Annotated in this window: 29 protein-coding genes; 23 read left to right on the top strand and 6 right to left on the bottom strand. The window is 32.7% G+C overall.

Annotation, left to right across the window (positions count from 1 at the left end; genetic code table 11):
- Positions 1 to 14: 14 nt before the first annotated feature.
- The 19 genes from rplF to DK442_RS07025 all read left to right on the top strand — a co-directional run bounded on the left by rplF (position 15) and on the right by DK442_RS07025 (position 13,911).
- Positions 15 to 557 carry a 50S ribosomal protein L6 gene (gene rplF, locus DK442_RS07115; protein WP_109435170.1) on the top strand — a complete coding sequence of 181 codons (543 nt, stop codon included), beginning with the start codon at positions 15 to 17 and terminating at the stop codon, positions 555 to 557.
- A gap of 11 nt (positions 558 to 568) precedes the next feature.
- Positions 569 to 925 carry a 50S ribosomal protein L18 gene (rplR, locus tag DK442_RS07110; RefSeq protein WP_109435169.1) on the top strand — a complete coding sequence of 119 codons (357 nt, stop codon included), beginning with the start codon at positions 569 to 571 and terminating at the stop codon, positions 923 to 925.
- Positions 926 to 931: 6 nt separating this feature from the next.
- Entirely contained in the window at positions 932 to 1,456 is a 525-nt protein-coding gene (gene rpsE, locus DK442_RS07105) for a 30S ribosomal protein S5 (RefSeq protein ID WP_109435168.1), read from the top strand.
- 10 nt (positions 1,457 to 1,466) lie between these two features.
- On the top strand, positions 1,467 to 1,646 hold the full coding sequence (gene rpmD / locus DK442_RS07100; protein WP_027392536.1) for a 50S ribosomal protein L30: 180 nt from the start codon (positions 1,467 to 1,469) through the stop codon (positions 1,644 to 1,646).
- A 9-nt stretch (positions 1,647 to 1,655) separates the two neighbouring features.
- Complete coding sequence (rplO, locus tag DK442_RS07095; RefSeq protein WP_109435167.1) at positions 1,656 to 2,108, top strand: 50S ribosomal protein L15; 453 nt, start codon at positions 1,656 to 1,658, stop codon at positions 2,106 to 2,108.
- A gap of 10 nt (positions 2,109 to 2,118) precedes the next feature.
- Positions 2,119 to 3,459 (top strand): preprotein translocase subunit SecY, encoded by a 1,341-nt coding sequence (secY, locus tag DK442_RS07090; RefSeq protein WP_109435166.1) that lies wholly within the window; start codon positions 2,119 to 2,121, stop codon positions 3,457 to 3,459.
- On the top strand, positions 3,459 to 3,674 hold the full coding sequence (infA, locus tag DK442_RS07085) for a translation initiation factor IF-1 (protein ID WP_008613577.1): 216 nt from the start codon (positions 3,459 to 3,461) through the stop codon (positions 3,672 to 3,674). The genes secY and infA overlap by 1 nt, the downstream gene beginning before the upstream one ends.
- A 117-nt stretch (positions 3,675 to 3,791) precedes the next feature.
- A complete protein-coding gene (gene ykgO, locus DK442_RS07080; protein ID WP_013621733.1) occupies positions 3,792 to 3,908 on the top strand; it encodes a type B 50S ribosomal protein L36 in 117 nt (38 codons plus the stop codon).
- A 2-nt stretch (positions 3,909 to 3,910) separates the two neighbouring features.
- The gene (gene rpsM / locus DK442_RS07075; RefSeq protein ID WP_109435165.1) at positions 3,911 to 4,285 is read left to right on the top strand and encodes a 30S ribosomal protein S13; all 375 of its coding nucleotides are present in this window, start codon (positions 3,911 to 3,913) and stop codon (positions 4,283 to 4,285) included.
- A gap of 8 nt (positions 4,286 to 4,293) precedes the next feature.
- Positions 4,294 to 4,677: a 30S ribosomal protein S11 gene (gene rpsK, locus DK442_RS07070; protein WP_025666464.1), complete on the top strand. Its 384-nt coding sequence runs from the start codon at positions 4,294 to 4,296 to the stop codon at positions 4,675 to 4,677.
- Positions 4,678 to 4,812: 135 nt separating this feature from the next.
- Positions 4,813 to 5,418 (top strand): 30S ribosomal protein S4, encoded by a 606-nt coding sequence (rpsD, locus tag DK442_RS07065; protein ID WP_109435164.1) that lies wholly within the window; start codon positions 4,813 to 4,815, stop codon positions 5,416 to 5,418.
- 23 nt (positions 5,419 to 5,441) lie between these two features.
- Positions 5,442 to 6,434, top strand: coding sequence for a DNA-directed RNA polymerase subunit alpha (locus DK442_RS07060; RefSeq protein WP_024770856.1), 993 nt, complete (start codon positions 5,442 to 5,444; stop codon positions 6,432 to 6,434).
- Positions 6,435 to 6,494: 60 nt separating this feature from the next.
- Positions 6,495 to 6,974 (top strand): 50S ribosomal protein L17, encoded by a 480-nt coding sequence (rplQ, locus tag DK442_RS07055; RefSeq protein WP_109435163.1) that lies wholly within the window; start codon positions 6,495 to 6,497, stop codon positions 6,972 to 6,974.
- A gap of 209 nt (positions 6,975 to 7,183) precedes the next feature.
- Entirely contained in the window at positions 7,184 to 8,299 is a 1,116-nt protein-coding gene (gene carA / locus DK442_RS07050) for a glutamine-hydrolyzing carbamoyl-phosphate synthase small subunit (protein ID WP_109435162.1), read from the top strand.
- Positions 8,300 to 8,485: 186 nt separating this feature from the next.
- The gene (gene eno / locus DK442_RS07045; RefSeq protein ID WP_109435161.1) at positions 8,486 to 9,775 is read left to right on the top strand and encodes a phosphopyruvate hydratase; all 1,290 of its coding nucleotides are present in this window, start codon (positions 8,486 to 8,488) and stop codon (positions 9,773 to 9,775) included.
- 173 nt (positions 9,776 to 9,948) lie between these two features.
- A complete protein-coding gene (locus DK442_RS07040) occupies positions 9,949 to 11,235 on the top strand; it encodes a citrate synthase (protein WP_109435160.1) in 1,287 nt (428 codons plus the stop codon).
- A gap of 214 nt (positions 11,236 to 11,449) precedes the next feature.
- Positions 11,450 to 12,364, top strand: coding sequence for a dimethylarginine dimethylaminohydrolase family protein (locus tag DK442_RS07035; RefSeq protein ID WP_109435159.1), 915 nt, complete (start codon positions 11,450 to 11,452; stop codon positions 12,362 to 12,364).
- Positions 12,365 to 12,449: 85 nt separating this feature from the next.
- Positions 12,450 to 13,382, top strand: coding sequence for a citrulline utilization hydrolase CtlX (gene ctlX, locus DK442_RS07030; protein WP_109435158.1), 933 nt, complete (start codon positions 12,450 to 12,452; stop codon positions 13,380 to 13,382).
- A 118-nt stretch (positions 13,383 to 13,500) separates the two neighbouring features.
- Positions 13,501 to 13,911, top strand: a complete 411-nt coding sequence (locus tag DK442_RS07025) for an Rrf2 family transcriptional regulator (RefSeq protein WP_109435157.1) — start codon at positions 13,501 to 13,503, stop codon at positions 13,909 to 13,911.
- A gap of 8 nt (positions 13,912 to 13,919) precedes the next feature.
- Here the strand turns inward: DK442_RS07025 and DK442_RS07020 are convergent, their stop codons facing one another.
- The 3 genes from DK442_RS07020 to DK442_RS07010 form a co-directional block, all read right to left on the bottom strand.
- Positions 13,920 to 14,543, bottom strand: a complete 624-nt coding sequence (locus tag DK442_RS07020; protein WP_109435156.1) for a chromophore lyase CpcT/CpeT — start codon at positions 14,541 to 14,543, stop codon at positions 13,920 to 13,922.
- Positions 14,544 to 14,623: 80 nt separating this feature from the next.
- Complete coding sequence (locus tag DK442_RS07015) at positions 14,624 to 16,051, bottom strand: SDR family oxidoreductase (protein ID WP_109435155.1); 1,428 nt, start codon at positions 16,049 to 16,051, stop codon at positions 14,624 to 14,626.
- A 60-nt stretch (positions 16,052 to 16,111) separates the two neighbouring features.
- Entirely contained in the window at positions 16,112 to 16,543 is a 432-nt protein-coding gene (locus DK442_RS07010; RefSeq protein WP_109435154.1) for a hypothetical protein, read from the bottom strand.
- An 88-nt stretch (positions 16,544 to 16,631) separates the two neighbouring features.
- Between DK442_RS07010 and argS the strand changes: the two genes are divergently transcribed.
- Positions 16,632 to 18,410, top strand: a complete 1,779-nt coding sequence (gene argS / locus DK442_RS07005; RefSeq protein WP_109435153.1) for an arginine--tRNA ligase — start codon at positions 16,632 to 16,634, stop codon at positions 18,408 to 18,410.
- Positions 18,411 to 18,547: 137 nt separating this feature from the next.
- The gene (locus DK442_RS07000; protein WP_109435152.1) at positions 18,548 to 19,021 is read left to right on the top strand and encodes a GNAT family N-acetyltransferase; all 474 of its coding nucleotides are present in this window, start codon (positions 18,548 to 18,550) and stop codon (positions 19,019 to 19,021) included.
- Here the strand turns inward: DK442_RS07000 and DK442_RS06995 are convergent.
- Genes DK442_RS06995 through DK442_RS06985 form a run of 3 tightly spaced genes read right to left on the bottom strand, consistent with a single transcriptional unit; the run spans position 19,011 to position 23,003 of the window.
- Complete coding sequence (locus DK442_RS06995) at positions 19,011 to 21,473, bottom strand: TonB-dependent receptor plug domain-containing protein (protein ID WP_160114078.1); 2,463 nt, start codon at positions 21,471 to 21,473, stop codon at positions 19,011 to 19,013. The two genes, DK442_RS07000 and DK442_RS06995, sit on opposite strands and share 11 nt — an antisense overlap.
- A 53-nt stretch (positions 21,474 to 21,526) precedes the next feature.
- A complete protein-coding gene (locus DK442_RS06990) occupies positions 21,527 to 22,432 on the bottom strand; it encodes a FecR family protein (RefSeq protein ID WP_109435150.1) in 906 nt (301 codons plus the stop codon).
- Between the two features lie 55 nt (positions 22,433 to 22,487).
- Positions 22,488 to 23,003, bottom strand: a complete 516-nt coding sequence (locus DK442_RS06985) for an RNA polymerase sigma factor (protein WP_109435149.1) — start codon at positions 23,001 to 23,003, stop codon at positions 22,488 to 22,490.
- 101 nt (positions 23,004 to 23,104) lie between these two features.
- Here DK442_RS06985 and DK442_RS06980 point away from each other — a divergent pair, with 101 nt between their 5' ends.
- Together DK442_RS06980 and DK442_RS06975 are read left to right on the top strand one after the other, a co-directional pair.
- Positions 23,105 to 23,767 carry a hypothetical protein gene (locus tag DK442_RS06980; protein WP_109435148.1) on the top strand — a complete coding sequence of 221 codons (663 nt, stop codon included), beginning with the start codon at positions 23,105 to 23,107 and terminating at the stop codon, positions 23,765 to 23,767.
- 174 nt (positions 23,768 to 23,941) lie between these two features.
- Entirely contained in the window at positions 23,942 to 25,279 is a 1,338-nt protein-coding gene (locus DK442_RS06975) for a fasciclin domain-containing protein (RefSeq protein ID WP_109435147.1), read from the top strand.
- Positions 25,280 to 25,390: the final 111 nt, after the last annotated feature.

The following is a 25,390-nucleotide window of genomic DNA, read 5'->3' as shown; positions in this document are numbered from 1 at the left end:
AAAGGACAAAAGAAATGTCAAGAATAGGAAAAAATCCAGTAACTATTCCGTCTGGTGTCACTGTTGAAGTGACAGGTAATGTTGTTACTGTTAAAGGAAAATTAGGAGAGCTTTCTCAAGATATCGATAGTATCGATGTGAAAGTAGAGGAAGGCCAGGTAGTTTTAGAAAGACCTACTGAAGCTAAAGATCATAAGGCAAAGCACGGTTTGTACAGAGCTTTGATTAATAATATGATAGTTGGTGTTTCTGAAGGATTTACTAAAGAGTTAGAATTGGTAGGAGTTGGTTACAGAGCTTCTAATCAAGGTCAGAAATTAGATTTGGCTTTAGGATTCTCTCATAATATAGTTTTAGACTTAGCACCAGAAGTTAAGGTTGAAACAATTTCAGAAAAAGGTAAAAATCCTATAGTAAAATTAACTTCTCATGATAAGCAATTGGTAGGACAGATAGCAGCTAAAATTAGAGGCTTCCGTAAACCAGAGCCTTATAAAGGGAAGGGAATCAAATTCGTAGGAGAACAATTAAGAAGAAAAGCAGGTAAATCTGCATAATAACTAACGTTATGGCATTCTCAAAAGATTTAAGAAGATTAAAGATAAGAAAGCGTATCCGCGGAAGTGTAAGCGGAACAGAACAACGTCCTAGATTATCTGTTTTTAGAAGTAATAAAGAAATCTATGCTCAGGTTATAGATGATGTAACTGGTAAAACTATCAGTGCTGTTTCTTCAAGAGATAAAGACATTGCTTCGGCAACAGGAAATAAAATAGAAAAAGCAAACTTGGTAGGGAAAGCGCTAGCAGAAAAAGCTAAGAAAGCTGGTATCGAGACTGTGTCCTTTGATAGAGGAGGATATTTATATCACGGTAGAGTAAAATCATTAGCAGAAGGTGCTAGAGAAGCAGGACTTAAATTCTAAGAAATTATGTATCAGAAATATAAAAACGCAGAATTAGTAAAACCAAGCGGACTTGAACTTAAAGATCGTTTAGTTGGTGTGCAACGTGTGACTAAGGTAACAAAAGGTGGTAGAGCATTTGGTTTCTCTGCAATTGTTGTTGTTGGTGATGAAAATGGTGTTGTAGGTCATGGTTTAGGAAAGTCTAAAGAGGTAGCAGAAGCTATCGCTAAGGCAGTAGAAGATGCAAAAAAGAATTTGGTTCGTATTCCATTACATAAGGGTACTTTGCCACACGAACAAAAAGGTAAGTATGGTGGAGCAAGAGTATTGCTTTTACCTGCTGCAACTGGTACCGGGGTAATTGCTGGTGGTGCTATTCGTGCAGTATTAGAATCTGTAGGAGTACATGATGTACTTTCTAAGAACCAAGGATCGTCTAACCCACACAATGTGGTGAAAGCAACATTTGATGCTCTGTTACAGATGCGTAGTGCGCAGCAGGTAGCAGCTCAAAGAGGTGTTTCACTAGAGAAAGTGTTTAAAGGATAAATCAGGAACGATGGCAAAGATTAAAATTACTAAAGTAAAAAGTGCAATTAACCGCACTCAAAGACAAAAGAGAACCTTAGAAGCTCTAGGTCTTAAAAAGATCGGCCAGGTTGTGGAGCATGATGATACTCCGAATATCCTTGGGATGGTAAATAAAGTTAAACATTTAGTTTCTGTAGAAACAAAATAATTAAAGCAAATGGATTTAAGTAACTTAAAACCTGCTGCAGGTTCGGTAAAAAATAATAGTAAGCGAGTAGGTCGCGGACAGGGTTCTGGTAAAGGAGGAACTGCTACTCGTGGACATAAAGGAGCGAAATCAAGATCTGGTTATTCTAAAAAGATCGGTTTTGAAGGAGGGCAAATGCCACTTCAAAGACGTGTACCAAAGTTTGGTTTCAAAAACATTAACAGAAAAGAATATCAGGGGATTAATTTAGACACACTACAAAAGTTAGTAGATGATGGAAAAATTAAAGATATTGCGGATCTGGATGTGTTTTTAAATACGCGTCTTGCTGGGAAAAATGATTTGGTTAAAATATTGGGAAGAGGTGAACTGAAGGCTAAATTAAAAGTCTCAGCTCACAAATTTACAGCCACTGCAAAAGCTGCTATAGAAGCAGCAGGTGGTGAAGCAGTAACCTTATAATAGACAATTCATGAAATTTATTGATACAATAAAAAACATTTGGAAAATCGAAGAGCTAAAGAATAGAATTTTAGTTACACTAGGACTTCTTTTAGTATATCGATTCGGAGCACAAGTAGTACTTCCAGGAATAGATGCCTCAGAACTAGCAAACCTTGGTACACAGACCCAAGACGGTTTGCTGGGACTCCTTAATGCATTTACAGGAGGAGCTTTTGCTAATGCTTCAGTATTTGCACTAGGTATTATGCCATATATATCTGCTTCTATTGTAGTGCAGTTAATGGGAATAGCAATTCCATATTTACAAAAATTACAAAAAGAAGGAGAGAGCGGTAGAAAAAAGATTAACCAAATTACACGTTGGTTAACTATTGCTATTACTTTGGTTCAGGGGCCTGGGTACATTTATAATTTATTTGCTACACTTCCTCCCTCTGCATTTAGTGCTGAAATAAGTCAAACAGTTTTTGTTGTATCTTCTGTAATCATAATATCTACTGGTTGTATTTTTGCAATGTGGTTAGGTGAGAAAATTACAGATAAAGGTATAGGTAATGGTATCTCCTTATTGATTATGGTAGGTATTATCGCTACACTTCCGCAATCATTTGTACAGAACTTTTCTTCAAGAGTTTCTGGTGATGGTGGTGGAATGATAATGGTTTTAATTGAGCTTGTTATTTGGTTTGTAATCATTTTAGCTTCTGTTCTGTTAGTAATGGCTGTTCGTCAGATACCAGTTCAGTATGCGAGAAGAACAGCAGGTGGTGGATATGAGAAAAATGTTTTTGGATCTCGTCAATATATACCATTAAAATTAAATGCTTCTGGTGTAATGCCAATTATCTTTGCTCAGGCAATTATGTTTGTTCCTGCGGCGGTTGCTGGTCTTTCAGATTCAGACGCTTCGCAAGGTGTGGCAGCTGCTTTTAGTGATATTTTTGGACTTTGGTATAATGTTCTATTTGCGGTGCTTATTATTGTGTTTACATATTTTTATACCGCAATTACAGTACCTACAAATAAAATGGCAGATGATTTAAAACGTAGTGGAGGTTTTATTCCGGGTATTAGACCAGGAAGTGAAACTTCAGAATACTTAGATAAGATAATGTCACAAATTACATTACCAGGTTCAATTTTCTTAGCTTTAATAGCAGTATTCCCTGCAATAGCGGTTAAGTTATTAGATGTGCAACAAGGTTGGGCGTTATTTTTTGGAGGAACATCACTACTTATTATGGTAGGTGTAGCAATTGATACGATGCAACAGGTTAATTCATATTTGTTGAATAGACATTATGATGGATTGATGAAAACAGGTAAAAACCGTAAAGCAGTAGCATAATGGCAAAGCAACCGGCAATAGAACAAGACGGAAGTATTATAGAGGCATTGTCTAATGCAATGTTTCGAGTTGAGTTAGAAAATGGTCACGTTGTGACTGCCCATATATCTGGTAAAATGCGTATGCATTATATAAAATTATTACCAGGAGATAAAGTGAAGTTAGAAATGAGTCCTTATGATTTAACTAAGGCTCGGATAACATATAGATACTAAATAAATTAAGAATATTGTAAATTAAGATTTTTTGTGTACTTTTGCGGGCTGAAAAATCTTGTTACTGATTCATTTTAAAATATGTTTCGACGTGTTTTAGAAATTAAAAACAAAGAGATGAAAGTTAGAGCATCAATAAAAAAGAGAAGTGCCGAGTGCAAGATTGTGCGTAGAAAAGGCCGACTTTACGTGATTAATAAAAAGAATCCTAGATTTAAACAAAGACAAGGGTAATTATGGCAAGAATTGCAGGGGTAGATATACCTAAACAAAAGCGAGGAGTTATAGCATTAACCTATATCTTCGGAATTGGTAGAAGTAGAGCTAAAGAGATTTTAGCGACTGCCAAAGTAGATGAGAGTATAAAAGTTTCTGATTGGAATGATGACCAAATTGGTCTTATCCGTGAAGCCGTTGGAGCCTATACCATAGAAGGAGAATTACGTTCTGAAGTACAGTTGAATATCAAACGTCTTATGGATATAGGATGTTACAGAGGTATTCGTCATAGAGCTGGTTTACCGCTTAGAGGACAACGTACTAAGAATAACTCTAGAACACGTAAAGGAAGAAGAAAAACAGTTGCTAACAAGAAAAAAGCGACTAAATAATAAGTAGTATGGCAAAGTCAACTTCAAAAAAACGTAAGGTAATTGTTGAGTCTGTTGGAGAAGCACACGTAACAGCTTCTTTTAACAACATTATTATCTCACTAACAAATAAAAAAGGAGACGTTATTTCATGGTCTTCTGCTGGTAAAATGGGCTTTAGAGGTTCTAAAAAGAATACTCCTTATGCGGCTCAATTGGCTGCAGAAGATGCTTCTAAAGTTGCTATCGAAGCAGGACTTAAGAAAGTGAAAGTATACGTAAAAGGTCCAGGTAATGGTAGAGAATCTGCAATACGTTCTCTTCATAATTCAGGAATTGAAGTTTCAGAAATCATTGATGTAACTCCAATGCCTCATAATGGATGTCGCCCTCCTAAAAGACGTAGAGTATAATTTTATCCCGAACATTGTTCGGGATCTTTATTATATATAAATTAAAATAAGTAAGTAAATCTAAATGGGGAAAAATGATTATCGAAGGAAAGAGACCTTAATTCATAATCATCCTCAGTAACTAAATTATTAATAATGGCAAGATATACTGGTCCAAAAACTAAAATCGCTCGTAAATTTGGTGAAGCGATATTCGGAGATGATAAATCATTCGAAAAAAGAAATTACCCTCCAGGGCAACACGGAAATAACAGACGTAGAGGTAAGAAAAGTGAATATGCTATCCAGTTAATGGAAAAGCAAAAAGCAAAATATACTTATGGTGTTCTAGAACGTCAGTTCCGTAATATGTTCGAAAAAGCTACACGTGCACAAGGTATTACTGGTGAAGTGTTACTTCAGTTATGTGAATCACGTTTGGATAATGTAGTATTCAGAATGGGATTAGCAAATTCTCGTAGAGGAGCAAGACAATTGGTTTCTCACAGGCATATTACTGTTAATGGTCAACAAGTTAACATTCCGTCTTACCAATTAAGAGCTGGAGATGTGGTTGGAGTAAGAGAAAAATCAAAATCATTAGAAGTAATTCAAAATTCTCTTGCTAATAATAGCAAAGTATATGAGTGGATTACATTCAATAACGATACTAAAGAAGGTACTTTTGTGTCGGTTCCGGCAAGAATTCAGATTCCGGAAAATATAAACGAACAATTCATTGTCGAATTATACTCTAAGTAATAACTCTAAGAAGAAAAAATAACATGGCAATATTAAATTTTCAGAAGCCCGATAAAGTTATCATGATCGACTCTACTGAGTTCGATGGTAAATTTGAATTTAGACCATTAGAACCAGGGTATGGATTAACAGTTGGTAATGCTTTACGAAGAGTTTTGCTATCTTCTTTAGAAGGATTCGCTATAACTTCTCTTAGAATAGAAGGTGTAGATCATGAGTTCTCTACAATCTCTGGAGTAGTAGAAGATGTTACAGAAATTATCTTAAATCTTAAGCAAGTACGTTTTAAGCGTCAGATAGAAGATATAGATAATGAATCTGTTACTATTTCTATTTCAGGTCAAGAGCAATTAACTGCTGGAGATTTTCAGAAATTTATTTCTGGATTTCAGGTATTGAATCCTGATCTAGTTATCTGTAATATGGATAAAAAAGTAGCACTTAACCTTGAGATTACTATTGAAAAAGGTAGAGGTTATGTTCCTGCTGAAGAAAATAAGAAAGCTAACGCTCCTATTGGAACCATTTTTACAGATTCTATATACACTCCGATTAAAAATGTTAAATATAGCATTGAGAATTATCGTGTAGAGCAAAAAACAGATTACGAAAAATTAGTTTTCGAAATTGTAACTGACGGATCTATTCATCCAAAAGATGCATTAACTGAAGCTGCTAAAATATTAATTCATCACTTTATGTTATTCTCTGATGAGCGTATTACATTAGAAGCTGATGAGATTGCACAAACAGAAACTTATGATGAAGAATCACTTCACATGAGACAATTGTTAAAAACAAAGTTGATCGATATGGATCTCTCTGTACGTGCACTTAACTGTTTAAAAGCTGCAGAGGTAGACACTTTAGGAGACTTAGTATCTTATAATAAAAATGACTTAATGAAGTTCCGTAACTTTGGTAAGAAATCTTTAACCGAGCTTGAAGAGCTAGTTAATGTTAAAGGACTTAACTTTGGTATGGATCTTTCTAAATATAAATTAGATAAAGACTAATCCATCATATTTTGCTCCCCAGAAAGGGTTGAAGCAAGATGATGATTAAAATTAAATGTCATGAGACACGGAAAGAAAGTAAATCATTTAGGGAGAAAAACGGCACATCGTAAAGCTATGCTTGCGAATATGGCTTGTTCTCTAATAGAGCACAAAAGAATCAATACTACAGTTGCAAAAGCAAAAGCGCTTAAGCAATTTGTGGAGCCGTTAGTAACTAAATCTAAAGAAGATACTACTCATAACCGACGTATTGTTTTTAGTAGATTACGCAATAAATATGCAGTAACCGAACTATTTAGAGACGTTGCACCAAAGGTAGGAGATAGACCAGGAGGATATACAAGGATTATTAAACTTGGAAATCGTCTAGGTGATAATGCTGATATGGCAATGATTGAACTAGTGGATTATAACGAGTTATATAACGCTGGAAAACCTGCAAAGAAGAAAGCAAGAAGAAGAGGAGGAAAAGGAAAGAAAGCTGAAACTGCTCCGGCGGCACCAGCTAAAGAAACTGCTAATTCTGAAGAAGAATAAATGAATAGTGTATATCACACATAATACTAAAAGGATAAACGTTCGCCGTTTATCCTTTTTTTTTGAATAATTGTAATGGTTTAATTTCCGCCTTAAAGGAAATATGTTGTTAAATTAAATAGAAGATAACAGAATTTGAAATTATTATAGTAACAATATAGTTACTTTGTAGATTCTGAAAGATTTTTGAAAACAATAAACGTAAATAAATGAAATATCAATCTCGAAAAAAAGCAATCCTGTTATTAGCTGATGGTACAATTTTTCACGGTAAAGCTGTCGGTAAAGAGGGTAGTGCCTTTGGTGAAGTATGTTTTAATACGGGTATGACAGGTTATCAGGAGATTTTTACTGATCCTTCATATTATGGACAATTAATGGTTACCACTAATGCCCATATTGGTAATTATGGTACTAATGATGAAGAGGTCGAGTCAGATTCTGTAAAAATTGCTGGACTTATAGTAAAGAACTTTAGTTATGAATATTCTCGTGACCTTGCGGATAGTTCTTTACAAGAATTTTTAGAGAAAAATAACCTCCTGGCAATTTCTGATGTAGATACACGGGCTTTAGTAAGCTATATTAGAGATAATGGAGCGATGAATGCTGTCATTTCAACTGAAATAGATGATATAGATAAATTAAAAGAACAATTGGCAGCAGTGCCTAACATGAATGGTTTAGAGTTGGCCTCAAAAGTTTCTACATCTGAACCTTATTTTGTTGGAAATCCTAATGCTACTTATAAAATTTCGGCATTGGACATAGGGATAAAGAAAAATATTCTTCGTAATCTAACCAAAAGAGATGCTTATGTAAAAGTGTTTCCATATAATGCCACCTTTGCAGAGATGAGTGAATGGGGTCCTGATGGATATTTCTTATCAAATGGACCTGGAGATCCTGAGCCATTAACAGAGGCTATCGCGACGGCAAAAGATATTTTAGCTAATGACTTACCACTTTTTGGTATATGTTTAGGGCATCAGGTTATTGCATTGGCTAATGGGATTAGTACTTATAAAATGCATAATGGGCATAGAGGAATTAATCATCCTGTAAAAAACCTAATTACAGGTAAAGGGGAGATTACTTCTCAGAATCATGGTTTTGCAATACATAGAGAAGAAACTGAAAAACATCCTGAGGTAGAAATAACACATGTGCATTTAAATGATCATACAGTTGCAGGGATTAAAATGAAAAATAAGAATTGTTTCTCTGTACAATACCATCCAGAAGCTAGTCCGGGACCAAATGATTCAGTTTACTTATTTGATCAGTTTATTGAAAATATTAAGAACGCAAAAATTACTGCGTAAAACTTAGATTGTTTAAATGATATGTAAAGCATTTTTGCAATGTATTATGCTATAACGTTATAGTTGATAACTTGACTATAATATTGTGGTTTTACTAGTAAATTAAGACTTTTTTGAAGGGATTAAAGTTTACTGGTTTTGTATATTGCGAAGAATTAAAATTATCCAACAAAATAAATTAAAGACATGAGTGTAATTATTAATATTCACGCTAGACAGATCTTAGATTCACGTGGTAACCCAACTGTAGAAGTAGACGTGATTACTGAAAATGGTGTTCTAGGAAGAGCAGCGGTTCCTTCTGGAGCGTCCACTGGAGAACACGAAGCTGTAGAGTTACGTGATGGAGGTAAAAACTATATGGGTAAAGGAGTGCTTAAGGCTGTTGAAAATGTAAATACAATAATTGCTGAAGAGTTACTAGGCTATTCTATATTTGATCAGAATTTATTAGATCGAACTATGATAGAACTTGATGGAACTCCTAATAAATCAAAACTTGGGGCGAACGCAATTCTAGGTGTTTCTTTAGCGGCTGCAAAAGCAGCTGCAAATGAATTAAACATGCCGTTGTACCGTTATGTTGGAGGAGTGAGTGCTAATACACTTCCTGTTCCTATGATGAATATAATTAATGGTGGATCACATAGTGATGCGCCAATAGCATTTCAAGAATTTATGGTGATGCCTGTAAAAGCTGAGAATTTTACTCATGCCATGCAAATGGGAACAGAGATCTTTCATAATCTTAAGAAGGTATTACATGATAGAGGATTAAGTACTGCTGTTGGTGACGAAGGTGGTTTTGCTCCGACTTTAGATGGTACAGAAGATGCTTTGGATTCGATTGCTCTAGCTGTGGAAAAGGCAGGATATAAATTTGGAGACGAGGTAATGGTTGCTCTAGATTGTGCCGCAGCAGAATTTTATGTTGATGGTAAATATGATTACACCAAATTTGAAGGAGATACCGGAGTAATTCGTACAAGTGAAGAGCAGGCTGATTACCTTGCAGAGCTCGCTTCAAAGTATCCTATTATTTCTATAGAAGATGGTATGGACGAAAATGATTGGGATGGTTGGAAATACCTTACAGATAAAATAGGAGATAAAGTTCAGTTAGTTGGAGATGATTTATTCGTAACCAATGTTGAAAGATTGTCTAGAGGAATTGAAAATGGTATTGCAAATTCAATTCTTATTAAAGTTAATCAAATAGGAACACTTACCGAAACTATTGCAGCAGTTAATATGGCTCATAATGCGGGATATACTTCTGTAATGTCTCATCGATCCGGTGAAACCGAAGATAATACAATAGCAGATTTGGCAGTAGCTTTAAATACAGGACAGATAAAAACAGGTTCTGCATCTAGAAGTGATAGAATGGCAAAATACAATCAATTACTTCGTATAGAAGAAGAATTAGGTGTTGTTGCTTACTATCCAAAAGAGAACGCTTTTAAGATAAAATAATACGATATATTAATAGTAACAAAGAGGCTATCTGAAAAGGTAGTCTCTTTTTTTTTGAATAATTTAGGAAATAGGTTGTAAGGGTAAAAATCATCTTACGATTAATAACATATTAACACTATATTTCGTAATTTAGCGAATCTACAATAACAGCAAAATTCTAAAATAATCACATGTCAAAAACAGCTACGTTAGAAATCGACGGTAATAGGTATGAGTTCCCAATAATAGAAGGGACAGAGAATGAATTAGGAATTGATATTAAGGCACTTAGAGGGGTAACTAATGGAGTTACTACAATTGATCCAGGATATAAAAATACTGGAAGTTGCGAGAGTGCTATTACTTTTCTAGATGGAGAAAAAGGAATCTTAAGATATCGAGGATATTCTATCGAAGAATTAGCAGAAAAAGCAGATTTTTTAGAAGTTGCCTACTTATTAATTTTTGGAGAATTACCTACTGCAGTACAATTAGAAAAATTCGATAAAGATATTAAGGAAGAATCTCATGTAGATGAGGATATGAAAAAAATCTTAGATGGGTTCCCTAAAAGTGCTCATCCAATGGGAGTATTGTCTTCTTTAACAAGTGCATTGATTGCTTTTAATCCAGGATCTGTTGATGTTGATTCTGAAGAGGAAATGTACAATGCTATTGTAAAAATATTAGCAAAATTTCCTGTACTTGCAGCTTGGACGATGAGAAAAAGAAAAAGTTTACCATTAGATTATGGAGATAGTTCTTTAGGTTATGTAGAGAATCTGCATAAAATGATGTTTGCAAGACCTAATAAAACATATGAGCCAAATAAATTAGTCTATGATGCACTTGATAAATTGCTAATTCTTCATGCTGATCATGAACAAAACTGTTCTACTTCTACAGTAAGAATAGTAGGTTCTTCTCATGCTGGATTATTTGCGTCATTATCTGCAGGGATATCTGCACTATGGGGACCTCTTCATGGAGGGGCAAATCAGGCAGTTATAGAAATGCTTGAAGCTATTAAAGCAGATGGTGGAGATACGGCAAAATATATAAACAAAGCTAAAGATAAAAATGACCCTTTCCGTTTAATGGGATTTGGACACAGGGTATATAAGAATTTTGATCCTAGAGCTAAAATCATTAAAAAATCTGCAGAAGAAGTGCTAGGTGATTTGGGTATCGAAGATCCTGTTCTTGATATAGCAAAGGGACTATCCTCTGTTGCTTTGGAAGATGAATATTTTGTACAACGAAAATTGTATCCAAATGTGGATTTTTATTCAGGAATTATTTATAGAGCGTTAGGTATTCCAACCGAAATGTTTACTGTAATGTTTGCTTTAGGAAGATTACCTGGATGGATTGCTCAATGGAGAGAAATGCGTCTTCGTAAAGAACCAATAGGGAGACCAAGACAAATATATATTGGAGAAAATCATAGAACGTTCAAAACAGTATCCGAACGTTAATATTTAATAATATTATGTAAAAAGGCGTTGAGTTATATTCAACGCCTTTTTTGTTAGATTGATAAGATGAGCTTCTCTAAAGATGCTCATTTTTCGAATTTAATAAAAGAATTGATATTTTTTTGCATAAAATTGGTTTTCAGAGATTGTCTATTTATATATTTGCCTAACTACTCGGGTTAACATAATTATTTACACTTAAAAACTTATTTTTTTGCAACTAAATATACAGAACGAAACGTCTAGATTAAGAGCAGTGGTTTTAGGAACGGCAAAGAGTAATGGTCCAGTTCCAAAAATAGAGGAAGCTTATGATCCTAAATCTATTGAACATATAAAGGCAGGAACGTATCCTGAAGAATCTGCTATGGTTACAGAAATGGAATCTGTGGCCAAAGTTTTTGAAAAATATGATGTAAAAGTATATCGTCCAGATATAATAAAAGATTATAATCAAATCTTTGCAAGAGATATTGCTTTGGTAATAGAAGATAAATTTATCAAATCTAATATCCTTCCTGATAGAGAAAAAGAAATAAAAGCAATTCAATATGTTATAGACCAAATAGATCCTGATAAAGTCTATAAAGCTCCGTCAGAAGCTATTCATTTTGAAGGCGGTGATATCATGGTACATAATGATCATATATTTATTGGGACATATAAAGGTGATGATTACTCAGATTGTATTGTTGCCAGAACAAATATGAAAGGGGTAGCCTATATACAATCTCTTTTCCCAAATAAAATAGTTAAAGAATTCGATCTTAATAAGTCAATGAAAGATCCCAGAGATAATGCATTACATCTGGATTGTTGTTTTCAACCCGTAGGAAACAATAAGGCTATCATCCATAAAGAAGGTTTTAGAGATGTTTTAGATTATGAATATCTTGTTAATCTATTTGGTAATGAAAACCTTTTTCATATTGATAAAAATGAAATGTATAATATGAATTCGAACATTTTTTCTATAGCAGAAGATGTTGTTATTTCAGAGAAGAATTTCACAAGATTAAATACTTGGATGCGTAGCAATAATATCATAGTAGAGGAAGTCCCTTATGCAGAAATAGCAAAACAAGAAGGGTTATTGCGTTGTTCTACAATGCCATTAATAAGAGATTAATAAAATATACAATACTATTTATTAGTATATCATTTAGAGAAGTAAATATTATATACTATCTCGAATCTTAAAAAAAATAAAACAGATGAGACAAGTAACGAATACCATAGTTATGATTCGTCCGGTACAGTTTAGGATGAATGAGCAAACAGCTGTAAATAATTATTATCAAGAGAATCCTGGTATTATTGCAGAGAAAGCTAATGTAAAAGCACAGCAAGAATTTGATCAGTTTGTAGCTTCATTAAAAAAAGTTGGAGTTCAGGTTATAGTGATTGATGATGACCCCAAAAATGATACTCCAGATTCTATTTTTCCTAATAACTGGGTGTCTTTTCATGAAAATGGAGATGTTGGTTTATATCCTATGTTTGCTGTTAATAGAAGAAAAGAACGTAAACCAGAGGTTTTAAATCAGATAGAAGCTACAGGCTTTGAAATAAAAAACATTGTAGATTATACTTCTGCAGAAGATGAAGAACTATTTCTAGAAGGTACAGGAAGTATTGTGTTGGATAGAACTAATAGAAAGGCTTATTGCGCTTTATCTGCTCGAGCAGATGAAGGGCTATTTATCGAATTTTGTGAGGATTTCGAATATACCCCTGTTGTTTTTATTGCATACCAAACTGTTGGTGAAAAAAGACTTCCAATCTACCATACTAATGTAATGATGGGGATTGGAGAAACATTTGCGGTAGTATGCCTGGAGTGTATAGACGATAAAAAAGAACGAAAAAACCTTATTGATCATCTAAAGAAAGATGGAAAAGATATTATTGCAATTACTGAAGATCAGGTTAACAATTTTGCAGGCAACATGCTTCAAGTTGTAGGTTCGGGAGATAAGCGTTATCTTGTCATGTCATCAGCAGCATTTAGAAGTTTAAGTAAAGATCAAATAACCAAGATAGAAAAGCATTGTGCAATTCTACATAGTGATCTTAATACTATTGAAACTTTAGGAGGAGGAAGTGCACGTTGTATGATGGCTGAAGTTTTTCTTCCAAAAAAATAGATATAGGATTGAAGTGTATTAAAGTATTTCTTCTGGATATATCCTTTTACTATTAGTTGTATATGCTATTTGGTTGGATAAGAAAATAGTAAATATGTATAGGTGAAATAAACAAAATATGCTTTCAAAAAAAACAAAATATGGCTTAAAAGCGTTAACATATATTGCTAGAAAAAGATGTGAACATCCGGTTTTAATATCAGAAATTGCAGTTAGTGAGAATATTTCTCAAAAGTTTTTAGAGAGTATTTTGTTAACGTTGAGGAAAACCGGGTTTTTAGGATCAAAAAAAGGTAAGGGCGGGGGGTATTACTTAATTAAAGAGCCTAAAGAAATAACAATGGCTTCTGTGATTAGAGTTTTAGAAGGTCCTATAGCTATGCTCCCTTGTGTGAGTCTTAATTTTTATGAAAAATGTGACGATTGTCCCGATGAGGATAAGTGTGCTGTCCATAGTGTTATGATAGAAGTAAGAGATAATACACTTAAAGTTTTGGAAAACAAAACTTTGGAAGATTTTATAAATTGAAATTGATATCAATTTTTTGCTAATCTTTTATATTTAAAAGGACCTCTAATTTTTCCCCAAACCTGTTTTCCTTTTTCATCATATCCTCTTGTCCATATTGATATTTTATCCTTACTAACTACAAAAGAACTTGAGATATAATCTACATGATCAATACTGCTAGAGCAGGTTCCTTTATTTGTTTTTCCAGAATATATGGTCGAAGTTTTTTTCTTAAAATATACCTGACATCCTTTTCTGATTTGTAAACTATCCAAAGTCAACTTGTCAAAAACTTCTATGTCTTTCCACCCTAATTTATAATCTTTTTCATTAAGAATTCTGTATCCTGTACTTTTAAAAGTAATTGAATCTATTCTGTCATAATTTATTATTCTCTGACTGTACACATAATTGTTTTCTTTTACTGCCGACAATTCAGAATATATCCAATATCCAGGTTTATCTTTCCAGATTCTTACATTTATCATATGTGAATGGGAAAAGCCATTATCTTTTTTTGATTGTTCTTTATTAGAGAATTCACCAATCATTAATGTTGCCAAATTATGTAATTCTATATCTTTTATAGGTTTAGAATTGCAAGAATTAAATACAATTAATAGAAAAATAATTGGTAAAAATTGCTTCATATAGTTTTTTACTAAATATATGAAAAAATGTCAAAAAAATGCAATTTACCGATAAAACTTAGCGTTTTATCCTAGTAAAATTAATTTAAAGCAGCAATTTTACGAATCATACCTCCAAAAATAAAATAATGAAAGGGCACCATGATATACCAATACAATCTTCCCCAAATACCTTTGGGTCTAAAAGTAGCGGTTTGATGTAATATATTGTTTTCATCAATGTCAAATTCTAGCCACGCTTCTCCAGGTACTTTCATTTCGGCAAATAATAATAAACGCATATTATTTTTATCAGCTACAAGTACTCTCCAAAAATCTAAAGCATCCCCAGAAAATATCTCATCTGCGTGTGTTCGCCCTCTTCGTAAACCCACACCTCCAAAAAATTTGTCAAAATACCCTCTGATTTTCCACATCCAATTTCCATAGTACCAGCCCGTCTCTCCCCCGATTGCCCAAATACGATTTAATGCTTTTTCTGAGTTTATTAGTTTAATCTTTTTTTGATCTTTAAAGCAACCACGTCTGGGTACAGTAATATATTTTTGAATATCTTTTTCAAAACGTCCACTAATCATAGAATCCTTCCAGCTAGAAACAACTTGGTTTTGCTCTATTTTTATAAATGCTAATTCTAAAGCCTTGTCATACGTCATTGGTGAAATACATAAAATTTCTTGAAGACGCTTATCATTTGCGATTACAGGAATACTCATACTGTCTACTAGATTTAGTGCTAACTTATATGAGGTCGAAGTAACAAAATATAACCAATATGACGATAATTTTGGAGTCATGATAGGTAATGTGATGATGTATAATCGAATTCCTCTTACTTTTGCATACGACATCAACATTTCTCTATAGGTCAGAACATCTGGTCCACTAATATCATATGATTCATTATAGCATTTAGAGTTTCCAAGAACACCAACCATAAAATTAAGTACATCCCTAATCGCTATAGGTTGAGTTTTGGTGTTTACCCATTTTGGAGTAATCATTACAGGCAGTTTTTCGCATAAATCCCTAATGATTTCAAAAGAGGAACTGCCAGAACCTACGATTATACCAGAACGTAAAACGGTAAGGTTGTAATTTCCTTTGTATAATGTTTCTTCAACATTTTTTCTTGACCATAAATGTTTAGATAAATTCTTCTCATTAACAATACCGCTCAAATAGATTACTTGTTTTATGTTGGTGTGCTTAACATATATATTGAAATTTTTAGCAGCAATCTCTTCTTTTTTATCAAAATCACTTGTAGAGGAACTCATAGAATGAATTAGATAATATGCCGCATCAATATCTTTGGGTAATAAAGAAGTATCAGGTGTGTCTAAAAAATCTATTTCGACGATTTCTACTCTTTCTTTAATTTCCTGATCAATAGAAAGTCTATTCTTATCTCTAACACAACATATTACTGTATGCTCAGCATTAAGAAGTAAGGGTAAAAGTCGCATTCCAATATATCCATTGGTTCCAGTAAGAAGAATTCGCATTTTTAATGTTTAAGGTACGAAGAAATTAACTTAGATACATAAGAATTATTTTTTCATTTTCTATAAGTCATGAATGTTAGAAGGACTGTTATCTATTTTATAGGACAAGATTTTTTTTACAAATTTGTGTATTGCTACATCATTTTTTAATGCTCTAAACTTAATAAAATAGTGATCTCGGTAAATTGAGTATTCTTCGGCTTTTCCTTTGTAAATATTTAGTTTATAAAAAGGGATGACTAATAGGTATGTTTCTAATCTCACATGAAAACCTATTAGAATTCCTTTAGGTCTTAATTCTATATTGCAGGTGTTTAGTGTGTTATCAAGTATAAGTAAGTTGTGTATTTGGATACTACTTTCAGTTATATGAAGTTTAGGAGAGCCGATACCTCCTAGTTTAATACGTTGTTTCAAGGTAAAAGGAGCGCCAACTTCGTGATTTATCTTTTTGGTTAACTCAGGATTTTTGTATGAGTTGTTGACTAACATTTTTTTTATTTACAATATAGTGAAATGAAGAGGGAACGCCTATGGAGACACTATAATTTCTATTATCTTTGCAGCTTAATTTTAGAAGATGAGTTTACAAAGAACCATTTCAGAAAAAGTAAAAGAAGCTGTACAAGAGTTGTATGGTGCTGGTCTGGAATCTGTAGAATTACAAGCAACCCGAAAAGAATTTGAGGGAGATATAACTGTAGTAGTATTTCCAATGCTTCGTGTAGTAAAAGGCAATCCTGTACAGATAGGAGAGGCTGTTGGAAAATATTTGGTTTCCAATGTAGATGAAATTAATGATTTTAATGTAGTCAAAGGATTTCTAAATCTTGTCATTTTGGATGCTTATTACCTTGAATTTTTCAATGGTATCAGAAACGATGTAGCATATGGTTTTGTTACACCTTCTAAAGAAGATAAATCTGTAATGGTAGAGTATTCTTCACCAAATACAAATAAACCCTTACATCTTGGTCATGTTAGAAATAACCTGTTAGGATATTCTGTAGCAGAGATTATTAAGGCGAGCGGCAAGAACGTATATAAAACTCAGATTATTAATGATCGTGGAATACATATTTGTAAATCAATGCTTGCTTGGCAGGAATACGGAAATGGAGAAACACCAGAATCTACGAATCTTAAAGGGGATAAACTGGTAGGTAACTACTACGTGAAATTTGATAAGATCTATAAAGATCAAATAGTACAATTGATCAACGAAGGTAAAACAGAAGAGGAAGCAAAGAAAGAGGCTCCAATTTTGATAAAAGCTCAAGAAATGCTTCGTAAATGGGAGTCTGGAGATGAAGAAGTGGTTCAACTTTGGAAAATGATGAATGGATGGGTTTATGAAGGCTTTAATCAAACATATAAGACTCTTGGAGTAGATTTTGATAGCTATTATTATGAAAGCAATACGTACCTTCTGGGAAAAGATAATATCGAAGAAGGTCTGTCTAAAGGTGTTTTTTATAAGAAAGAAGATGGATCTGTTTGGTGTGATCTTAGTGCAGAAAAACTAGATGATAAATTGGTACTGCGTAGTGATGGAACTTCTGTTTATATGACTCAGGATATTGGGACAGCGATTCAACGTATAAAAGATAATCCTGATGTTGGTGGAATGATCTATACCGTAGGAAATGAGCAAGATCATCATTTTAAAGTACTATTTGCTATTCTAAAAAAATTAGGATATGATTGGGCAAAACATTTACATCATTTGAGTTATGGTATGGTAGATTTGCCTAGCGGTAAGATGAAGAGTAGAGAAGGTACGGTAGTCGATGCAGATGATTTGATCTTAGAAATGGCAAAGACCGCTGGAGACATCTCCAAAGATCTAGGTAAATTAGAAGGATATACAGAAGAAGATAAATTAGAGGTATATAACACCATAGGTTTAGGTGCTTTAAAATATTTCATTTTGAAGGTGGATCCTAAAAAACGTATTCTTTTTAATCCTGAAGAATCTGTGGATTTCCAAGGAAATACTGGGCCGTTTATACAGTATACATATGCTCGTATTCAGGCAATTTTGCGTAAAGCTGATTTCGAATATTCTCAAACAATTACTAATATAGATTTACAACAAAAAGAAAAGGAACTCATTAAGCAATTAGAGTTATATCCCGATGTTATCCAAAATGCAGCAAATGAACTTAGTCCTGCAATAGTGGCAAATTATACATATGATTTGGTGAAAAGCTATAATTCGTTCTTTCAGAATGTATCCATATTTGGAGCAGATACAGACTCTGAAAAAATATTCAGAGTGCAATTATCAAGTTTGGTGGGGAGCACTATCAAATCTGCATTTCAACTTTTAGGAATAAATGTTCCAGAGCGAATGTAGACTTATGTGTTGAAAATCAATGCTTTTTGGATTTAAAAAGTGAAGGTTGTCGATTTTTTAGTTCTTTCGTCTAAAAGTATAAGGTAAAAATCAGAGATAATTGCTATCTTATAGGTCATGTTTTTTATTTTTGAAGTATGAAATGCGAAGTATCTAGAGCAACTAATCAAGATTTACCTTTGATGCAACGTTTGTTTTATCAAACGGTTACTACATATGGCTCGATGATATTTACAAAATCTGAAATCAAGATTTACTCTCGATTAGCAACAAATAAAATCTATTGGCAAAATAAATTCGAAAAGGATTTTATTTATAATGCTAAACTAAATGGTGAGATCGTAGGTTCTTTTTCTATGGACAAGAAAGGAAATATAGAATATATTTTTGTTCATATGAATTATCACGGACAAGGAATTGCTAGTGAGTTGTATAAGTCTATTGAAGAGATAGCAATACGTTCAGGTATTACCGTATTAACTACTCAAATAAACCTATTAACTCGCTCATTTTTTGAGAAAAAAGGTTTTGAAATTGTAAAAAATGCTGTACAAGTTGTTGGAGGTGATGAGGTAATAACATATAGCGGAGTTAAACACATTAAAAGTTAATTCTAAATACAACGTTAGGTGTAAATCCTAGTCCGAACTGCCTAACTTCTTCCACATTTTGAGTATTATTTGTTCTATAGTAATTGTTAACTATATTTTCCTGACTTAAGATATTCCAAACCGATACACCTAAGAGACTATTCGTGTTTTTAAAAAGTTTAAAATTATACGTTGCAGATGCATCCCATCTGGTGTAATCTTCTATAGTATCACTATTAGGGTGATTATAATTAATACTGCCATCTTCACTAATTTCATCCCCGGCAATAGGAATTGTAGTAGGTTTACCACTATGCCAGTTGATACCTGTAGAAAATTTAAAATTGTCAAGAGTATATGAAACAGCAAAGTTGATATTATGTCTAATATCTATATTATTAGGAAAATCTCGTTCACTCAATGTATTAAATGAATACATGTTGGTAGCATAAGAATAACTCAACCATGCACTCAATTTCTCAAATCTCTTATTGATTAAAAAATCCACCCCTTTTACCGTGTAACTACCATGATCAGATTCAAACTCAAGCTGGTTTTGAAATCCTTGACTTTGTGATAAAATACCATCAATATGTTTATAATAAGTATCGGTACTAACTAACCAGTTATTATGATTGTAACTCAACCCAAGAGATACTTGTTGGCTTTTAAGTATTGGTATATTATTGTCATTAGAAAGTACCCATTTCCTGTTTTCTACTCCTAGGAAATCATTTTGTGATTCTATAACTTGAGAGGTTATCTGACTTTTCAATTCTGCAAGTGTTTCTACAGTAAAGTGATCAAGAAATTTATGATTAAAACTCAAACGAGGCTCTGCGATAAACGTATCGAATTTGTCAAAATAGTTAAAACGTACCCCGAGATTAAGGTGAGTATTGTTATTTTTTGATTTAAGCTCGACTTCAGAAAAAATACTATTGGTACGTACTACTTCTTTAATAAGATCTCTAAATGTAGGATTATTTACGTCCCTAAGATTTGTGATACCGGTTTCGTTAAATTGATACCCAGATTTTACATTAAAATTGGAGTTAATTTTAAGAAGTGTATTCAACTTAATTCCACTTTCTAAAACTTTATTTTCTTGCTGTAATCGCTGATCGTTAAAAATATCTGAATTTATAGCTTCTAGGGTAAAACTAGTGCCATACATAAGGATTTCACTTCTAAAAAAGTCATTCCACTTTCTTTGGTACCAAATACTTCCAGTACTATTATTTTGATTTACATTGCTTTCTCTGGCAATGTTAACCTGGTTAATAGTAGCATTCTCCTGAAAATCTAAGTCGTTTCTAATCACCAAAGCGTTTACTTTAATAAGGTCTTGTGGAGTCAATTGGTATAACCAACGCAAACTTATGTCATAAAAAGAAAAATCATCATTTGTATTAAAAGTGTTATCAGTGGTGTTTAGTACTTCAGAATCCTGAAAAGCTTTGTCAAAGTATTGAGTGTATGTTGGAGTTTCTAATACTTCGCTTATAGATTTACGCATCGATAACTGTAAAGATGATTTTTTTCCTAAAGGAGTGTCAATATACCCATCAATACTAATCATATTAATTCCTAAACTTATATCACGCTCTTTGTTAATCTCATTACTTGTGTTCATCGATATAATGCTAGAAACGCCACCACCATAACTTGCACTAGATCCGTTTCGAATTAATTGTACGTTTTTGGTTAAGTAAGGATTAAATGCAGAGATGAGTCCAAAAAAATGTCCGGATTGATACATCTTAATTCCATCCCAAAGAATAAGATTTTGATCATTGGTTCCTCCTCTTACATTGATGTCAGAAACTGTTTCTTCTACACTTAATATACCAGGTAAAGCTTGGATAGTCTGTAATAGATCAGGTTCGACCAATCCAGGAAGGATACCAAAATCATTATAATCAATACTTATAGATCCATCAGATTTTTTATCAATACCTTTTATTAAATAGTCATTTAGGATAATTTCATTTAAATATTGTACTTCTGGCATCAAAACAATGGTGATACAGGGAGTATTAATAAGTTCTTTAGCAAGAAATGTTTGTGTTTTAAAACCTATAAAACTAATACGCACTAATTCATTTATATCCTGTATCTCAAGATTAAATTCTCCCTTTTCATTGCTAATAACTGCATTATTTCTTGTCTGTATGGTAGCATTAGAAATTCTTTTTTCATTTACAAAAGATTGTAAAATTCCGCAGATTCTGTTCTCGTTTATAGTAAGGCTTAATACAATGTTTTTTGCACTTAAGAATGTATAGTTAAGAGGTGTGTTTTGTTCTAAATATTGAATGATTTCTTGTAAATCAGATATTTCTGGTGGGTTTAATAACGTAATCCCTTTGATGTCATTATCTGCATAAGAAAAACTACAATCAAATTTTTCCTGTATTTGATTTAACAATGAAAAAAGAGATATAGAGTTCTGTTCAGGCTGAGTATACATCTGAAAGAAAGTAAAAAATAAAACAATAAATAAAGCTGTGATTTTGGTTTTGATCACTCTTTGTATAAGGTTATGTTATTGTCATTGATCTTATATTTCAAACGCATAGGTATAGTAATAGATTGTATAGCAGTTTGAATATCTGAATGTACAAAATTACCCGTAAAAAGTTTATTTTGATCTATATTATTTGCAATAATAGTGACATCATATTGTCTTTCAAATTCCTTAAGAATATAGGAATAAGGAGTGCTGGAAAACATACTTTTGTTTTCAATCCAATCTGGTTGGATAATATTTGTTTCTCCTTTTGAGATTACATTTTTAAGTATTTTAAAAGTCTTTCCTGCAGGCAATTTAACTATGTTTTTGTCATAAGTTACACTTACGAGACCTTCATAACAAATGACTTCAAAGTAATGATCACGATGTTTAACATTAAATTGTGTGCCCAATACACTTACTATACCAGACGACGTTTGTACATCGAATTTTTTTCCTTTAGCAACTTTAAAATAAGCCTCTCCTTCTAGTTTGATTTTACGGTTGTTTTCCCAATCTTTTTCCTGGTATGAAATAGATGATAGAGCATTTAATTGAACCACAGTATGATCGGGTAATTCTACAGATATTTTTTGACTGGCTAATGAATCAACTGTTGTCTCAGTAGTATAAAATAGAGTAAAATAGGTGCCTATTCCTATGACAAATATTGCTGCAACTCTCATTAGAATAGTGATATAATGTTTTGATGCGGCAGTACTTTTGTGATCGATAAGAGTGGTCTTTAAATCTTCTAAATTAGATTCGATATCATATTCGGGAGCTTTAAAATTCTTTGCAGTATCCGAAATTCTGACATAAGAATCATAGGCATTTAAATTCTTAAACGCCTCTGATTCTGTATGCGTGAGTTGTGCATTATTCAACCATTTATTTATGAGATCTTTCTCTTTCATAGCAAGATTTCTATCTATATAACAATTGTATTTAAAAAATTCCTACCCTTATGTATTAAATTCCTTCAATTTCTTTTCTGAGCTTTTCTAATGCACCGTATATTCTTTTTTCTACAGCTTTTCTTGAAATACCTAGTAATTCAGCAATTTCTTTATGTTTTTTTCCTTCTGCTCTATTAAGCAGAAATGCTACGCGTTGAGGTTCAGTAAGTTTAGAAAGGGCTTTTTGATATTTTTGAAGGTATTCTTTTTCTTCTAAGATAAATTCAGGGTTTTCATTGGTTTTATCATTGTGTTTTATTTGCTGAAACTTTAATTTTACTTTATTGTGTTTTATTTGGTTTAATGATAGGTTGTTTACTACGGTAAAAAGAAAACTTCTTGCTTTTTGGAGTGAGATTTTTTTGCAATTATCCCAAAGCTTTATAAATGCTTCCTGTACCTTATCTTTTGGATGAATGTGCTCTCCATATTTATAATATATAAAGTCATGCAATTCTTTAGCATGTTTTTTAAAAAGTTCTGAGAATAACTTTTCCTCACAAACATTCTCAAATAGATCTTTTGGCATTAATTTTTTTGTTAAAATTAAAAAAAATAGTTTTTATACGTAGGAGTTTTATCTTGTATATTGTTTTATTTTAAATTATTAAGGAAAATAACGCTTTGAAAATGAAAAAAATAATATTGTGCTTTTTTGTAGTGACAGGTTTAGCATTTATAGCGTGCCAAGAGGAAGAGAGAGAGTTAATTACTCCAGCAGAGGATACTACAATTCCTAAAAATTCTCAATTGGCAGGTTTAATGAAAAATATAGTAACTCATGATGGATCGTATGATGATGTAGTGGATAATGCCAATTGTTTTAGTATAAATTTGCCATATACTATTTTGTTAAACGGCAATGAAGTCATAATTGATCAAATCGATGACTATGATAATTTGTCTAATTCTGATGTAATCGAAATTCAATTTCCAATAACAATAACACTGCTTAATCATCAAGAAGAACCTGTTGCAAGTCAGTTAGCTCTTGCTGTTTTTGCAGGGTCTTGTAAATCTGTTGATGACGATATAGAGTGTATAGATTTTATATATCCTGTGCAATTTTCTACCTTTGATAGTAATACGAATCAATTACAAACCGTAGATATAGATCATGATGCAGTGCTATTCAGGTTTATGTCAGATTTAAATGATAATACTTCAGTAAGTATAAATTATCCAATTGATTTATTACTTCATAATGGTGAAAAAGTAGATGCTCGGCATAATGAGGAGTTATTAAGTTCTATAATGGATGTAGCTTCAGCATGTGATGAAAATGATAATTAATAAAAATTAAGACATAAGAAATGATAAAAAGTCGTTATTTTGAATAACGACTTTTTTGTTTAACAAATTTTATAAAAAATTAAACAAAAAGTTAAAATAATGCTAAAATCACTTTAGAGGGTTAGAGTTTTATTTTGTAAGTTGTTTTATGATCGAACAATAAATTGAAAAACCATGAAATTCAAAACCCTTTTTAAAACAGTCTTAATTACTTTTCTCGCAGTAACTGTTTTTTCTTGTAGTGATGATGACGATACAACCTTTCCATCCACATCTACAACAATTGCTGACTTTGTAGCAGAAAATGCAGATTATAGTTCTTTATTAGCAGCTTTGCAAAAAGCAGAATTAGTAGAGACGCTTTCTGGTAACGGACCTTTTACTGTATTTGCACCTAATAATGCAGCTTTTGATGAGTTCTTAACCGCAAACGGATTAACATTAGAAACAGCAACTAAAGATCAATTAACTCCGATATTGCTTAACCACGTTTTAAATGTTAAAGTTACTTCTGGCGAAATAGAAACCGGTTATGTTACTAACGTTGCGGACTTTAGTTCTTATATCTCAAAATCTGGTAGTGAGGTTAAAATTAATAACCAAGCTACGGTAACAACTGCAGATGTTGATCGATCAAATGGTGTAATCCATGCAGTAGATAAAGTAATTAGTATTCCAAAAATGATTGATTTTGTAGCGATCGATCCTAATTTGTCTTCTTTGGCAACAGTAGCAACTGATAACAGTGCTACGGTAAGTTCTGCATTAAGTGATGAAGCTAGTAGTTTAACATTGTTAGCGCCAAATAATGCTGCTTTCACTGCATTAGGAGATGTTTCAGGATTGTCTTCTACACAACTTGAACAAATTCTATTAAACCATGCAATAAGTGGTAAATTACAATCAACAGATTTATCTACAGGATATGGTAATACTTTGGCAACCTATGGAACTACAGATAAAAACTTAAGTATATATATAAATACCGATGGAGGAGTAGAATTTAATGGTATCTCTACTGTGACTACAGCAAATATTGTAACAAGTAACGGAGTGATTCATATTGTAGATGCAGTAATAACACTTCCGACTGTTGTAACTTTTGCTACTGCAGATGCTAATTTTTCAACCTTAGTTGCAGCTTTAACTACATTAACGCCTTCTACTGAGTTTGATGCTATTTTAAACACAGCATTAGGAACAAGTCCTGCGCCTTTTACAGTATTTGTGCCTAATAACGATGCATTTGCAGCTATTACGGTACCAACAGACGAAAATGATGTGGCGGCAATTTTAAATCATCATGTTGTTGCAGGAAGTAACGTAACTTCTGATATGTTAGCAAGTACTTCTATGGCAATGACTTTAAATGGAACTATTACTTTAACGGCTATGCCTCCAACAGTTAAAGGAGCTACTAATATGGATGCAAGTAATATAGTCGCTGCAGATGTACAAGCATCAAATGGCGTAATTCATGTTATTGATCAGGTATTGTTACCTGTAATGTAAAATACCACCCATTCCTTATAAAAATTTCTAGGCTGTTTCCTGTTCTCAAGTTACATTTTTAGGTAACAGCCTAGATCCTTTACACACATAATCTTTATTCACTAATTTTAA

Source organism: Aquimarina sp. AU119 (genome assembly GCF_900312735.1).
GTDB classification, from domain to species: domain Bacteria; phylum Bacteroidota; class Bacteroidia; order Flavobacteriales; family Flavobacteriaceae; genus Aquimarina; species Aquimarina algiphila.
Note: the sequence above shows the minus strand (reverse complement) of the source record. Positions and strands in the feature narration are given on the sequence as shown.

What these genes read in the sequence shown, in the direction of transcription:
- rplF (WP_109435170.1), top strand. Translation starts at nt 15, where the DNA reads ATGTCAAGAATAGGAAAAAATCCAGTAACTATTCCGTCTGGTGTCACT.
- rplR (WP_109435169.1), top strand. Translation starts at nt 569, where the DNA reads ATGGCATTCTCAAAAGATTTAAGAAGATTAAAGATAAGAAAGCGTATC.
- rpsE (WP_109435168.1), top strand. Translation starts at nt 932, where the DNA reads ATGTATCAGAAATATAAAAACGCAGAATTAGTAAAACCAAGCGGACTT.
- rpmD (WP_027392536.1), top strand. Translation starts at nt 1,467, where the DNA reads ATGGCAAAGATTAAAATTACTAAAGTAAAAAGTGCAATTAACCGCACT.
- rplO (WP_109435167.1), top strand. Translation starts at nt 1,656, where the DNA reads ATGGATTTAAGTAACTTAAAACCTGCTGCAGGTTCGGTAAAAAATAAT.
- secY (WP_109435166.1), top strand. Translation starts at nt 2,119, where the DNA reads ATGAAATTTATTGATACAATAAAAAACATTTGGAAAATCGAAGAGCTA.
- infA (WP_008613577.1), top strand. Translation starts at nt 3,459, where the DNA reads ATGGCAAAGCAACCGGCAATAGAACAAGACGGAAGTATTATAGAGGCA.
- ykgO (WP_013621733.1), top strand. Translation starts at nt 3,792, where the DNA reads ATGAAAGTTAGAGCATCAATAAAAAAGAGAAGTGCCGAGTGCAAGATT.
- rpsM (WP_109435165.1), top strand. Translation starts at nt 3,911, where the DNA reads ATGGCAAGAATTGCAGGGGTAGATATACCTAAACAAAAGCGAGGAGTT.
- rpsK (WP_025666464.1), top strand. Translation starts at nt 4,294, where the DNA reads ATGGCAAAGTCAACTTCAAAAAAACGTAAGGTAATTGTTGAGTCTGTT.
- rpsD (WP_109435164.1), top strand. Translation starts at nt 4,813, where the DNA reads ATGGCAAGATATACTGGTCCAAAAACTAAAATCGCTCGTAAATTTGGT.
- DK442_RS07060 (WP_024770856.1), top strand. Translation starts at nt 5,442, where the DNA reads ATGGCAATATTAAATTTTCAGAAGCCCGATAAAGTTATCATGATCGAC.
- rplQ (WP_109435163.1), top strand. Translation starts at nt 6,495, where the DNA reads ATGAGACACGGAAAGAAAGTAAATCATTTAGGGAGAAAAACGGCACAT.
- carA (WP_109435162.1), top strand. Translation starts at nt 7,184, where the DNA reads ATGAAATATCAATCTCGAAAAAAAGCAATCCTGTTATTAGCTGATGGT.
- eno (WP_109435161.1), top strand. Translation starts at nt 8,486, where the DNA reads ATGAGTGTAATTATTAATATTCACGCTAGACAGATCTTAGATTCACGT.
- DK442_RS07040 (WP_109435160.1), top strand. Translation starts at nt 9,949, where the DNA reads ATGTCAAAAACAGCTACGTTAGAAATCGACGGTAATAGGTATGAGTTC.
- ctlX (WP_109435158.1), top strand. Translation starts at nt 12,450, where the DNA reads ATGAGACAAGTAACGAATACCATAGTTATGATTCGTCCGGTACAGTTT.
- DK442_RS07025 (WP_109435157.1), top strand. Translation starts at nt 13,501, where the DNA reads ATGCTTTCAAAAAAAACAAAATATGGCTTAAAAGCGTTAACATATATT.
- DK442_RS07020 (WP_109435156.1), bottom strand. Translation starts at nt 14,543, where the DNA reads ATGAAGCAATTTTTACCAATTATTTTTCTATTAATTGTATTTAATTCT.
- DK442_RS07015 (WP_109435155.1), bottom strand. Translation starts at nt 16,051, where the DNA reads ATGCGAATTCTTCTTACTGGAACCAATGGATATATTGGAATGCGACTT.
- DK442_RS07010 (WP_109435154.1), bottom strand. Translation starts at nt 16,543, where the DNA reads ATGTTAGTCAACAACTCATACAAAAATCCTGAGTTAACCAAAAAGATA.
- argS (WP_109435153.1), top strand. Translation starts at nt 16,632, where the DNA reads ATGAGTTTACAAAGAACCATTTCAGAAAAAGTAAAAGAAGCTGTACAA.
- DK442_RS07000 (WP_109435152.1), top strand. Translation starts at nt 18,548, where the DNA reads ATGAAATGCGAAGTATCTAGAGCAACTAATCAAGATTTACCTTTGATG.
- DK442_RS06995 (WP_160114078.1), bottom strand. Translation starts at nt 21,473, where the DNA reads ATGTATACTCAGCCTGAACAGAACTCTATATCTCTTTTTTCATTGTTA.
- DK442_RS06990 (WP_109435150.1), bottom strand. Translation starts at nt 22,432, where the DNA reads ATGAAAGAGAAAGATCTCATAAATAAATGGTTGAATAATGCACAACTC.
- DK442_RS06985 (WP_109435149.1), bottom strand. Translation starts at nt 23,003, where the DNA reads ATGCCAAAAGATCTATTTGAGAATGTTTGTGAGGAAAAGTTATTCTCA.
- DK442_RS06980 (WP_109435148.1), top strand. Translation starts at nt 23,105, where the DNA reads ATGAAAAAAATAATATTGTGCTTTTTTGTAGTGACAGGTTTAGCATTT.
- DK442_RS06975 (WP_109435147.1), top strand. Translation starts at nt 23,942, where the DNA reads ATGAAATTCAAAACCCTTTTTAAAACAGTCTTAATTACTTTTCTCGCA.